This is a genomic window from Janthinobacterium sp. SUN176 (assembly GCF_030587335.1).
GTDB classification, from domain to species: domain Bacteria; phylum Pseudomonadota; class Gammaproteobacteria; order Burkholderiales; family Burkholderiaceae_D; genus Janthinobacterium; species Janthinobacterium kumbetense.
Genome location: NZ_JAPWIA010000003.1, coordinates 18229 through 30970, shown reverse-complemented (window position 1 = coordinate 30970; position 12742 = coordinate 18229). Strand labels below are relative to the sequence as shown.

Below are 12742 nucleotides of genomic sequence, written 5' to 3'. Positions count from 1 at the left end.
TACCGCAGCAAACGTAGTTGAATTACCAGCCCGGCTTACCCGCCGGGGCCATTCACGCAATCCAGTCCCGACAAGCCACATGGCCGAGTTATCTCAAAAAACAGGGGAACTCTCAGACGAGTTCTTCATCCTTGGTCTCACCAGCAATGGCAAGCAATTCCGACCCAGCGATTGGGCCGAGCGCCTTTGCGGAGTGATGTCCTGTTTCAATCCCGAAGGCGGCGGGCGCAATGCGCACCTCCAGTATTCGCCCTACGTGCGCCCGACCGTCGTCAATGGCGTCAAGTCGGTGGTCGTCAACACGAAGTTGCGCGAGATCGAGCCGATGGCGTTTCACTTCGTGCGCGAATTTGCCAAGGATAACGACCTGCAAATCGTCGAAGCCTGCTTCCTGCCGCCCCCCGAAGAAAAGTAAGTACCGCTCCATTGATTTGCCTCAAGCCCGCCACGGTGGGCTGGCGTAGCGTGGACACTCTGCCTCAAACGGAGTGGCGACATGCGCATCGGCGACATCTGTACCCTGCACACCATCCATTGCCAGCGTGACACCAGCGTGCAAGATGCGGCGCTGCTGATGCGCCAGCACCACGTGGGCGACCTGATCGTGGCCGAACAGCCGAACGGCGAGCGCGTCCCCATCGGCATCCTCACCGACCGCGACATCGTCATTTCCGTCATCGCCCTGGGCCTCGACCCCGCCAGCCTGCTGGTGGGCGACATCATGAGCGCGCAACTGCTCACGGCCAGCGAAGACGAAGACGTCTACGACATCATCGAACGCATGCGCGTCAACGGCATCCGCCGCTTGCCCGTGGTCAACAGCCTGGGCGCGCTTTCCGGCGTCGTCAGCATCGACGACCTGCTCGCCTTCCTGGCCCAGGAAATGGCCGAACTGGCGCGCATCAGCAGCGGCCAGCTGGTTTACGAAAAGCGCACGCGCAAATAAGCCTGCATTGCGCAATTTCAGTCAAATCCTCGTGATCTGAAAATGCTACAGTCGCAGCTCGTTCAACGGGAAGCGTCCATGCACTATCTGGCCAAGGCACTCTGGTATATCGAATCGCATTATGCGGAGAATATCTCGCTCGGCGACATCGCCCACGTGGGCGGCGCCTCGCCGTGTCACCTGACGCGCGCGTTTGGCCTGGCCACGGGCCATTCCGTGATGCGCTATGTGCGGGCGCGCCGGCTCAGCGAGGCGGCGCGCGTACTGGCGCAGGGCGCGCAAGACATCCTCGCCGTCGCCCTGCAGGCTGGCTACAGTTCCCACGAGGCGTTTACGCGGGCCTTCCGTGAGCAGTTCCAGCGCACGCCGGAAATGGTGCGGGCCCAGCGCCATGTCGCCAACCTCGCGCTGGTGGAGGCCATCAAACTGGATGTGGAGCCTGGCGTGGCGCTGGAAGCACCCCGTTTCGAGCAGGGCCCCGCCTTGCTGGTGGCGGGCCTCGTCGAACGTTATCGCGCAGAAACGGCTGCCGGCATCCCCGCCCTGTGGCAGCGTTTCCTGCCCCATGCGGCGCCCGGCCAGCTCGTGTATGGCGTGTGCTGCAACAATGACGATGCAGGCAATTTCGATTACCTGTGCGCCATGCCCGTGAACGACTTTTCCCAGGCCCCCGACGGCTGGACGCGGCTGCGCATCGCCCCGCGGCGCTATGCCGTGTTTCATCACCGCGGTCACATTTCTACCATCCGCGCCACCTGGCACACGGTGTGGAACGAGTGGCTGCCCCGATCCGGCCTGGAAGTGGCCGACGCGCCCGATTTTGAACGCTACGACCAGCATTTCGATCCCGTCAGCGGCAGCGGCGGCGTGGAAATCTGGCTCCCCTTGAAAGCATGACCATGCTCCATACCTTGTCTGCGCCGGCTGCCGGCGGCACCGCGCTGCGCCAGCGCCTGTTGCAAACCGCCGCCGCGCTGGCGGCGGGCCTGCCCCTGTACTGGGTGCTGGGGCCGCAGCCGCTGGGCTGGCTGGCCTGGTGCGCGCCGCTGCCCGTGCTGTGGCTGGCCCTGCGCTCGTCGCGCCGCGATGCGGCCTGGATGACGTTCCTGGCTGCCTTGCTGGGCCTGTCATCGAACGTTGCCTATTTTCGCCTGCTCATGCCCTTGCCGGCCGTGCTGGCCGTGATGTTCGTCAAGGCACTGCTGTGGCTGCTGGTGGTGCTGGCCACGCGGCGCCTCGTGCTGCGCTACCGCTCCGGCTGGACGGTGCTGGCGTATCCCGTGCTGTGGGTGGCCATCGATACGGTGATGGCGGCCTTGCTGCCCGATGGTAACTGGGGCAGCCTCGCGTATTCGCAGGCGGATAATCTTGCCATCCTGCAGGTGGCGGCCCTGGCGGGCGTGCCTGGCCTGTTGTTCTTGCTGTGCCTGGCGCCATCCGCGCTGGCCTTGCTGCTGGCGGGCGGCCGCGCATATGCGCCAGCGGCGGGCGCGGCCGCGCTGCTGCTGGCGGCCGCGTTCGCCGGCGGCGCCTGGCGCGTGCAGGGAACGTCTGGCGCGCCGGCGCCTGGCGGGCCGCTGGCGGGACTGGTGGCCATCGATGACTTTATCGGTCCGGCCACGCCGCCGACGCGCGCGCAAGCCGTCTGGGACCAGTACGCGCGCCATGTCGGGCAACTGGCCGGGCAGGGCGCCACGCTGGTGCTGTTGCCGGAAAAGATAGCCGTGCTGGCCCCTGCGCAGGCGGATGCCGTGCGGCAGCGTTTCCAGGCGCTGGCGCGCAGCACGGGCGCGTGGATTATCCTGGGTATCGGCGTGCAGGACGCTGCCGGGCGGCGCAACCTGGCCTGGCTGTTCGCGCCCGATGGCGCCGCGCCGGTCAGCTATCAAAAACATCATCTGGCGCCGCCCGAGCGCGAGTTTCTTGCTGGCAGCGCCTATGCCGTGCAGCCGGTGGCGGAGTTCGCCATGGGCCTGGCCATCTGCAAGGACATGCATTTTGCGCCCCTGGGGCAGGCGTATGGCGCGGCCGGCGCGCAAGCGATGCTGGTGCCGGCCTGGGATTTCCAGGTCGATGCCTGGATGGGGGCGCGCATGACCATCGTGCGCGGCGTGGAAAACGGTTATGCGGTGCTGCGCGCGGCGCGCGAGGGCGTGCTGACGGTCAGCGATGCGTATGGGAACGTGCTGGCGGAGCGGGCCAGCAGCGCCATGCCGGGCAGCACCTTGCTGGCGCCGCTGCCGGCGCAGCCGTCCGTCTCCCCCTGGGCTGGTTGGCTGGGGCCGCTGTTCGGCTGGCTGTGCGTGGCGCTTAGCGTGATCCCGCTCGGCGTGGGTCGCCGCGCCGCGCCTGCCGTTTGACGCATAACGCCCCGTTTTGTTGCAACGCGCAAAACCGTATTGCACAGCCTTCTTTTATATTCTGCGCAGGCAGCCACATAATCGCCGCCGATGATTGCACCATTGCCGTGCATATATAGGCGCGATGCCGGCATATATATTGCACTGCAATAAGTGGTGTTATCTGGTATTGAGAAATTCGTGCATCCGGTATTAATTGGTACTTAATTCGGCCACGAAGTCATACATATCGCCGCGGAAGTAGGAGCGGCAGAATTCCACGGCGCGGCCATCGCGCAAAAAGCCCAGCCTTTCCACCGACAAGCCCGCGTCGCCTTCCTCCGCCTGCAGCAGGCTGGCCTGCTCCCCCGTCAATAAAAGCGCGCTGAGGCGCTGCAAGGCGCGCACGGGCCGGTTGCCCGCCTGTTCCAGCGCGTCATACATGGACACGTCGACGGCGTCGAGGTTCGGCAGGCAACTGGCGACGATGGTCGCGTACTCCAGGCACATCGGCACCTCGTCCGCATAGCGGATGCGGTGGAAGCGGTACACGGGCGCGCCCGGCGACAGCCGCAGGCGCAAGGCTTCTTCCGGCGTGACGGTGCCTTCTGCGCGCTTGAGCCACACGCTGCGCGGCGTGCGTCCGCGCGCGCGCATGTCCTCGGAAAACGAGGTCAGCTTGGCGAAGTTTTTCTCGATGCGCGTATTGATGAAATTGCCCGAGCCGGGGCGCCGCACCAGCAAGCCCTCGTTGACGAGGCCATCGATGGCCTTGCGCACGGTGATGCGCGAAACGGACAGGTCGCTGGCCAGCTGGCGTTCGGCCGGCAAGGCTTCCTCGGGGCCGAGGATGCGCTTGTCGATCGCTTCGCGCAGCGCGCGCTGCAGTTGCTGGTACAGGGGCAGGCTACTCGTCTGCCCCAGGCCTTGCATGATGTGAGCGAGGGTTGTCATACGCTGAGGGTCTCCGTTACGGCGCGTTGCAGACGCGCTCTGTATCTGTTTTGTGTCGCTGGATAATACCAAAAAAGGCCGTTATAAAACCAATTTGAATTATCAGGCCAACAATTTATGCCTGGCTTCCCGCGTATTTAAGCCGCGCATACGGGCTACGGATTGATTTAGATAAAGTGGTCTGTGTGATTCAAACAACGTTATAAAAAAAAAGTTGCAACTGGTAGTGTTCTGGTATTGGATAGTAGTATATTGGCGTTGAATTGGTTTTGTAAGTGGTTGTGCCGAAGGGTCTGCAGCATGCCGGCGTGAGTGGGCGGGCTGGAAAGAAGACCTACGTTAAAAATGAAAAGGTTCCAATCCTGGAGCCTAAATCAAGGGGGAGTACATGAAACGCAATTTGACACCTGCAGCTGCCGTCGTGAAATCCGGATCGCGTAGCCGTACGCCGATCGCCGCGGCCGTTGCCGTGATGGTCGCTGGTCTGGCTTTTTCGGCGCAGGCGCAAGAAGCACCCGCCGACGACGTGACGACCGTCACCGTGACCGGCGTGCGTGCCTCGCTGGAAAAGTCGCTGAAGCAAAAACGCAATGCGGATTCCGTGGTGGAAGTGGTGACGGCCGAAGATATCGGCAAGATGCCTGACCGTAACGTGGCTGACGCGATCCAGCGCCTGCCAGGTGTGAATACCCAATCGTCGGCCGGTGGTGAAGGCGGCTTCGGCGAAAACGACCGCGTCAGCCTGCGCGGCACCAGCCCCAGCCTGCAGCAAACCCTGTTCAACGGCCATGCCATCAGCACGGGCGACTGGTTTGTCTTGAATCAATACGGTGGCAACGTGGGCCGCAGCAGCAGCTTCTCCTTGCTGCCGTCCGAGCTGGTGAGCTCGGTAGTGGTGAAAAAGAGCGCCACCGCTGATCTGGTGGAAGGCGGCGTGTCCGGTGCGATCGATGTGATTACGCGCCGTCCGTTGGAATTCAAGAACCAGATCACGGCCGAAGGTTCGATACAGGCTGTCTACAATGACCTGTCCAGCAAAACAGAACCGCAATTCTCCGGTCTGGTGAACTGGAAAAATGATACCAATACCCTGGGCGTCATGCTGCAGGGATTCTCGCAAAAGACGTCGGTACGCCGCGATGGCCAGGAAATCCTGGGCTACACCAGCATTACTGCGGATAGCGCGGCGGCCAAGGCCGATCCGTCCTTGGTCGGCGTGCGGGTACCTACGTTTATTGGCGCGAGCTATTTCACCCAAAAGAAAACGCGTGAAGGCGGCGCGTTTGACGTCGAATTCAAGCCCAACAAAGACTTGACCCTGGACTTTAACGGCTTCTACTCCCAGTTGAAGGCGCCTAACCAGAATACCAATTTCCTGGCAGCGCCCGGCAATTCGGTCCGTGCGGATCGTTCGAACCTTGTTCCGACAAATTACACCGTCAAGAACGGTACCTTGGTCGGCGCTACGTTCGCCTCCAATGCTGGGGAAGTAGACAATGCCTACCGTCCCGATGCCGGCGGCGAGACGTACTATCTCGATTTTAATTTCAAGTACCGCGCGAGCAAGGACCTGACCTTTACCGGGAAACTGGGCAAGACCCACGGCGTGGGTTACGACCGCGACGATGTTTATTATCAAAACAATGTCAATGGCGGCATGGCGTATGCACTCAACGGCATGAACCCGGCGACCGTTTCCTATCCAGGTGGTAATACTTCCTCGCCACAGGGAACCGGCTGGATCGGCGGCGGCGAATCGCAATCGGTCGACAAGGAACTCTACACGCAGATCGATGGCGAATTGCGCCTGTCGAGCGGCATCTGGGATTCCATCAAGTTTGGCGCACGCTTCACTGATCATAAACGTAGCGCCGAGCACCCGTATGAAGCCGGCCCTGGCAAGTTAGGTTTTATCAATCCAGGTCCCGTCTGGAATGGCACCATGTTCCCAGGCAATTATGGTAACAATTTGGGTGGAAACGTGCCAAACAATTACTTCCTGTACGATGGCCAGGCGCTGGCCAATTGGGGTGCCGTGCCAGGCAACCGCAACGTGGACCGCGTGGTGCGCCATAACTGGAAGGATGAGTTCAAACTGCAAGAAAAAACCCAGGCCGTGTACGGCATGGCCAATGTGGCTGGCGATAACTGGAGTGGTAACTTCGGCGTGCGTGCCGTGCACACCAAGCAAACGACGACGGTCAACTCCAGCGGTGGCCCGCTCTCCACGGCATTTGGCGATTACTCGCAAAACACCTACGAGCGCAGCTACAATGACTTCCTGCCTAGCGCCAACATCAAGTTTGATGTCAACCGCGATATCGTCGTGCGCGCGGCCCTGGCAAAGACCATTGCGCGTCCCGACTATAGCGCATTGGGTGGCGCTGTTGCGCTGAATGACGATACCATCAGCGGCACCAAGGGGAATGTGAATCTCAATCCGGTGCGCTCGAATAATGCCGAAGTCAGTGCCGAGTGGTATTTCGCACCGAAATCGGCGGTGTCGGCCGGTATTTTCTACATGGATTTGAACTCGATCGTGGCACAGCGCAACGTCAATGCGACCTATTTCAACACCAAGGTCGGCGCTAACAACCTGTATCAAATTACCGAATCTTTCAATACCAAGGGCAAGAACAAGGGTGTCGAGTTGAGCTACCAGCAACCGGTGCTGGGTGATTTCGGCGTCCTGGCCAATTACACCTATGCCGATGGCAAGTTGAACGATGGCAGTGAACTGCTGAATGCATCAAAAAATACCTATAACCTGACCGCTTTCTATGAAGCCCACGGTTTTAGCGCGCGCCTGGCCTACAACTATCGCTCGGCTTACAAGGCCGGCGTGGACCGTGGCGCCAGCCAGCACGTCGACGACAGCAGCTCTTTGGCCGGTTCGCTCAACTACAAGATCAACGAACACTTCACGATCACGTTCGATGCGCTTAACCTGACCAATGAAACCATCAAGATGTACGCCGAAAACAAGGAACAGCCACGCGCTTTCTATAGCAACGGCCGTACTTTCTACCTGGGCTTGCGCGGCAAGCTGTAAGCAAGACGATCAGGCCTGATGCGTCCGCGTCAGGCCAGGTCTTCCTCGGTCTTTCAAGCAAGTTCCTGCTTCAGGGGCTTGCTTTTTTTTTGCGCTCACCGGCTGGGCGGCTTCTGGCTTGTTCATGCCAGGGCTGTCCCCGCCGGTTGCCAGCATGACTTGCGCTGTCAAGCTTGTATCCTGCGGCGCAAGGTTTTTTGCCGCCTCCTTGCCGCAAGCAGGAAGGCGGTTTTTCTTATTTGGATTTGTTTGATCATGACTATTGCACCTCAACGCTACCTCGCCCTCGACGTCCTGCGCGGCCTGACCGTGGCCCTGATGATCGTCGTCAATACGCCCGGCGACTGGGGCAGCGTGTATGCCCCGTTCCTGCATGCCGAATGGCATGGTTTTACCCTGACGGACCTGGTCTTTCCCAGCTTTTTGTTTGTCGTCGGCAATGCCTTGGCCTTTGCGTTGGGCAAGTATGAAAACCTGGGCCATGGCGCCGTGCTGGCCAAGCTGTGCAAGCGCAGCGCGCTGATCTTTTTACTGGGCTTCCTGCTGTACTGGTTCCCCTTCTTCAAGATCGACGACGCGGGCCAGTTCGCCTGGTCGCCCCTGTCGCACACGCGCATCCCCGGCGTGCTGCAGCGCATCGCCGTATGCTACCTGGCCGCCGCGCTGATCCTGCATTACTGGAAGACGCGGGGCGCGCTGATCTTCAGCGCCTGCGCCTTGCTCGGCTACTGGGCCATCCTGGCATGCTTTGGCGACTACAGCTTGCACGGCAACGCGCCGGCCAAGCTGGACCTGATTCTGCTGGGCGACAGCCATTTGTACCATGGTGAAGGCATCGCCTTCGATCCGGAAGGCATCCTCGGCACCTTGCCCTCGATTGTCAATGTGATCGCCGGCTACCTGGCGGGCAGTTTCCTGCGCCAGGCGGCGCCGGCGCGGCTGCGCTCCAGCTTGTATCAGCTGGCCGTGGCCGGCGCCATTTGCGTGGCGGTGGCTTTGTGCTGGAATGAAGTGTTTCCGATTAACAAGAAGCTGTGGACCAGCTCTTACGTCATGCTGGGCATCGGCCTGGACTTGCTGCTGCTGGCGCTGCTGATGTTCATCATTGACGTGCGTCAAATGACGGGCTGGACCTACTTCTTTGAAGTCTTCGGCAAGAACACCCTGTTCATCTACCTGGTGTCGGAAGTGCTGGTGATTGTCGCGTTTACCGTGCGCATTGGTGGCGTCAACCTGTACCAGTGGCTGTACCAGCAGTGGTTTACGGGCTGGGCGCCGGCGCGCGTGGGATCCATGCTGTTTGCCGTCAGCTTCATGTTGCTGTGCTGGCTGATCGCCTACGCGATGGACAAGCGCAAGATCTATATCAAGGTCTGAAACTTGACGTCAGCCCATGCCGCGTGGCCAGGGCGGCGATACCCATTCTTGGGTGGATGGACGAAAAAAAAGCAGCTCCGGCCTGAGCCGGGAACTGCCTTGCGTCTGCTTGAGGGCGCAGGAATTACTGTGCCGCTGCTGCCGGTGCCGCCGCTGCTGCCGTGGCAGGACGGTTCAGCCACAGGATCCAGTAGCGGGCCAGGTCGCCCACGCCGTCGCCGCCCTTGACCGTTTCCAGGACCTTGATGGCGTCGTCTTTCTTGCCGGCCATGGCGTAGGAGTAGCCGAGGCGCAGCTTGGCGTCTTCAGCACGTTTCAGGCCGCCCTTGGCGATGCCTTTCTGGATCAGGTCGATACCTTTGTCGAACTGGTCCATCGTCACGAAGGCGTAGCCCAGGTTGATCAAGCCCGTGCCATCCTTGCTCTTCATGGCCGACGCTTCGCCGCTGGCGATGTTTTTCGCATCGTCGGCGGCAGCCTTGTTGGCCTGGTCGCGCAGTTTCTTGTGCTTGGCAGCATTCGCGCCCGTGCCCAGCACGCCTTTGGCAAAGCCGGCGTCGATGACTTTTTTCGCTTCCGTCGGGAAGGCGTTTTGCAAGGCGATTTCAGCCATGTCGCTGTAGTCCTGTGGCGGCATGGTGTCGACGGCCTTGAATTGCAGGCGCAGCACGTCCAGCGCGAAGCGGTCGGAGTAACCGGCCTTGCCTTGCAGGCGGCCCAGCAGGTCGCTCCAGTAGTCATCCGACGGGTAGTAGCGCACCAGGTTTTCCATGGCGATCAGGTAGGTGGCCGGATCCTTGCTCTTCGAACCCGTGTTGGCCAGCAATTGCAGTTCTTCGATGGTCGGCGTCTTGCCCGCTTGCTGCTTGGCCGTCACGTCGGCCATCAGTTCCTGCTTGGCGCGCGCGAAATCATTGCTGAAGTAATACGCGCGGATGATGTAGGGACGCACGGAGGCTACGTCGCCCGTTGCCGTCTGGTAACGGGTGAACCATTTGATGGCGTTCGGGTAATCCTTGGCGTTGTAGTGGTAGTTCGCCAGCGCCTGGATGAAGTCGCCTTCCGATTTCTTGTCCAGCTTGCCCGATTCGATCACCGCTTCCAGTGCCGTCATGGCCATAGGCGCATTGTTGGTGGTCGAGGCCAGCGCCACGCGCAGGCGGTTCAGCACGAACGTTTCATATGGCGTCAGGGCCGGCATGGCGGCAGCCTGGTCGATGCGGCTTTGCACGTCGGCGTAATTCTTGGCATCCATCGATGCCTTCACGGCGGTCGGATCGAGCAGCTTGAACACTTCAGGGCGCACCGAGTCGGCCGGAGCGGCAGCGGCGGCGGCTGGCTTGGCATCCTGCGCGTGCGACAGGGATGGCAGGACATTCAGGCCGATGGCGGCCAGGAGCAGGCTAAGACGGGCAAGACGGAATTGGGACATGGTCAATCCTTCAATCAATAACAAAAATACGCACCTGCACTGGCAGCCGCAACATCGTGCAGTGGCATTGCCAGAGGGGCAAGGAAGCTCGAAAAAACACACATTCTGCCAGTCTGCCTGCATAAGTCAAACAGAAGCGGCATGATACGAAGCGGCTATTGTCACATAAACGGCTGAGCGGGTGCGGCAAACGTGCGCGCCAGGGCTTGCCCTGCGGCATCGAACAGCAGGCAGCGCTGCGCCGGCAGATGCAGGCGCATGGCGTCGCCCGCCTGGCACAAGCCTTCCTCGGCCGGCAGCTTGACGGCCAGCATCTCTGTCACGCCCGGCATGCTGGCGTAAACGATGGCCACGTCGCCCAGGTATTCGACATGGCTGACGGCCGCGTCGATGACGTTGTCGCCTGCAGCGTCCCCGTCCTGCAGGACGACGTGCTCGGCGCGCACGCCCAGGGTCAGCTGGTCGCCCGGCGCCACGCTCCCGCCCTGCGCTTCGACGTAGATCACGGCGCCGCCGGGCAGGCGCACGGCCACCGAACCGGGGCCGCTGGCGACGGCTGCGCAGGCGATGAAGTTCATCTTCGGCGCGCCGAGGAAGCCGGCCACGAACAGGTTGCCGGGATTGTTATACAGCGCGTGCGGACTGCCCACCTGCTCGATGCGCCCGCCGTTGAAGACGACGATGCGTTCGCCCAGGGTCATCGCCTCGACCTGGTCGTGCGTGACGTAGATCATGGTCGTTTTCAATTCCTGGTGCAGGCGCGAGATTTCCACGCGCATCTGCACGCGCAGCGAGGCGTCGAGGTTCGACAGCGGTTCGTCGAACAGGAATACCTGCGGCTTGCGCACGATGGCGCGGCCGATGGCTACGCGCTGGCGCTGGCCGCCCGACAGATCCTTCGGCTTGCGTTTCAACAGTGGCGTGATCTGCAGGATCTCGGCCGCGCGCTCGACGGCGGCGCGCACCTCCGCCTTCTTGTGCCCCGCCAGCGAGAGGGCGAAGGCCATGTTTTCGAATACCGTCATGTGCGGGTACAGGGCGTAGCTCTGGAAAACCATGGCCAGACCCCGCTCGGCCGGCGCGATATCGTTGGCCAGCTTGCCGCCGATATGCAGTTCGCCGTCCGTGATGTCTTCCAGCCCCGCGATCATGCGCAGCAGGGTTGATTTACCGCAACCGGACGGCCCCACGAAGACGACGAATTCGCCGTCGCGGATATCGAGGTCGATGCCGTGGATGACCGGGTGCTTGTCGTCGTACAGCTTGACGATGTTCTTTAACGCGATATGTGCCATGAAGTGGTTCTATCCTAGCTGGCGCTGGCCGGCGCGGACGTGGCGCCCGTGTCAGTCTGGCCGGAGGCATCCTTCGGTCCGATGCGCATGAAGCGCGACAGGATCAATACGGGCACGGCCGACACCAGCACCCACAGGAAAAAAGTCTTGTAGCCGAGGGCCGTCTGGATGTCGCCGCTGATCATCTTGAACAGCACGAAGCCCAGCTGCATCACGCCGGTGGCAAACGCATAGTGGGCCGTCTGGTACTTGCCGACGGAGACCACCTGCATCATGAACAGGATCAGGCCGACGAAGCCGAAGCCATAGCCGAACATCTCCACGCTGAGCGCGGCCGTGATCAGGGTCAAATCGGTGGGCATGCTGTGGCTCAGGTAATAGAACACCAGGTTCGGCAAATTCATGGCCAGGATCAGAAAGAACATGGCGCGCTTGAGGCCCAGCCACGACGTGAAGTAGCCGCCGCCGATGCTGCCCAGCAGGAATGCGACGGTGCCGGCCGTGCCGTACACGGCGCCCACTTCCGTCGTCGACAGGCCCAGTCCCCCCAGTTCGCGCGCTTCGCGCAGGAACAGCGGGCCGATGGTCTGCACTTGCGCCTCGCCCGCGCGGAACAGGATGATGAAGGCGATCATGCCCCAGATGCCCGGTTTTTTCAGGAAGTCCACCAGCACGTCCCACAGGGTGCGGCTGATGCCGGCCACGCTCTTGTCTGCTACGGCCGCATTGCGCACCTGCGGCAGCGCCCACAGGTGGTACGCGGCCAGCGACAGCATCATGGCGCCGATGATCAGGAAGATCACAGACCATGCGGGCTTGATGCCGATTTTTTTCTCCAGGTAGCCGGCCAGGATCACCAGGCCGCCCAGCGAGATGAATTTGCCCGCGTTGAAGAAGGCGCCTTGCCAGCCCGCGTAAGCCGCCTGCTGCTTGTCCGACAGGCTGGCGATATACAGGCCGTCGCAGACGATGTCGTGCGTGGACGAGGCCAGCGCGGCGACGAACAGCACGGCGATGCAGGCGGCAAACCACAGCGGCGTTTGCAGGGCCAGCGCGATCAGGCCCAGGCTCAGGCCACCGGCGAACTGGAACAGCACCACCATGGTCTTCTTGCTCGATGCCAGTTCCAGGAAGGGGCTCCACAGCGACTTGAAGACCCAGGCAAAGCCGATCAGGCCCGTCCAGCGGGCGATCTGGTCGTTCGGCACGCCCATGCTCTTGAACATCAGGCCGGCCACCAGGGCCACGGCGTAGAACGGCAGGCCCTGGGCGAAGTACAGGGTCGGCACCCAGGAAATCGGGCTGCGTTTGCCAATGTTGGTGCGCTTGTCGTGCATGGAGGCTTCC

At 61.7% G+C, this 12742-nt stretch carries 10 protein-coding genes; 6 read left to right on the top strand and 4 right to left on the bottom strand.

The window, feature by feature from the left end; genetic code table 11:
• Positions 1-79: 79 nt before the first annotated feature.
• The 4 genes from O3299_RS21495 (at position 80) to O3299_RS21480 (ending at position 3306) form a co-directional block, all read left to right on the top strand.
• Positions 80-415 carry a DUF3579 domain-containing protein gene (locus tag O3299_RS21495; RefSeq protein WP_029496213.1) on the top strand — a complete coding sequence of 112 codons (336 nt, stop codon included), beginning with the start codon at positions 80-82 and terminating at the stop codon, positions 413-415.
• A gap of 81 nt (positions 416-496) precedes the next feature.
• Entirely contained in the window at positions 497-946 is a 450-nt protein-coding gene (locus O3299_RS21490; protein WP_035825422.1) for a CBS domain-containing protein, read from the top strand.
• A gap of 78 nt (positions 947-1024) precedes the next feature.
• Positions 1025-1843 (top strand): AraC family transcriptional regulator, encoded by an 819-nt coding sequence (locus O3299_RS21485; RefSeq protein ID WP_305063164.1) that lies wholly within the window; start codon positions 1025-1027, stop codon positions 1841-1843.
• Entirely contained in the window at positions 1840-3306 is a 1467-nt protein-coding gene (locus tag O3299_RS21480; RefSeq protein ID WP_305063163.1) for a carbon-nitrogen hydrolase family protein, read from the top strand. Before O3299_RS21485 ends, O3299_RS21480 begins: the two co-directional genes overlap by 4 nt.
• 192 nt (positions 3307-3498) lie before the next feature.
• On the opposite strand, the gene O3299_RS21475 is transcribed toward O3299_RS21480, so the two are convergent.
• Positions 3499-4239 (bottom strand): GntR family transcriptional regulator, encoded by a 741-nt coding sequence (locus O3299_RS21475; RefSeq protein WP_099665206.1) that lies wholly within the window; start codon positions 4237-4239, stop codon positions 3499-3501.
• A gap of 388 nt (positions 4240-4627) precedes the next feature.
• Here O3299_RS21475 and O3299_RS21470 point away from each other — a divergent pair, with 388 nt between their 5' ends.
• Both O3299_RS21470 and O3299_RS21465 read left to right on the top strand, forming a co-directional pair.
• Positions 4628-7291 (top strand): TonB-dependent receptor, encoded by a 2664-nt coding sequence (locus O3299_RS21470; RefSeq protein WP_099665205.1) that lies wholly within the window; start codon positions 4628-4630, stop codon positions 7289-7291.
• 255 nt (positions 7292-7546) lie between these two features.
• Entirely contained in the window at positions 7547-8668 is a 1122-nt protein-coding gene (locus tag O3299_RS21465) for an acyltransferase family protein (protein WP_305063162.1), read from the top strand.
• 124 nt (positions 8669-8792) lie between these two features.
• On the opposite strand, the gene O3299_RS21460 is transcribed toward O3299_RS21465, so the two are convergent.
• From O3299_RS21460 to O3299_RS21450, 3 genes are all read right to left on the bottom strand, one after another.
• Positions 8793-10100: a hypothetical protein gene (locus tag O3299_RS21460; RefSeq protein ID WP_099665204.1), complete on the bottom strand. Its 1308-nt coding sequence runs from the start codon at positions 10098-10100 to the stop codon at positions 8793-8795.
• A gap of 161 nt (positions 10101-10261) precedes the next feature.
• The gene (locus tag O3299_RS21455) at positions 10262-11395 is read right to left on the bottom strand and encodes an ABC transporter ATP-binding protein (protein WP_305063161.1); all 1134 of its coding nucleotides are present in this window, start codon (positions 11393-11395) and stop codon (positions 10262-10264) included.
• A gap of 14 nt (positions 11396-11409) precedes the next feature.
• Positions 11410-12732 carry an MFS transporter gene (locus O3299_RS21450; protein WP_077400590.1) on the bottom strand — a complete coding sequence of 441 codons (1323 nt, stop codon included), beginning with the start codon at positions 12730-12732 and terminating at the stop codon, positions 11410-11412.
• Between the last annotated feature and the right edge of the window lie 10 nt (positions 12733-12742).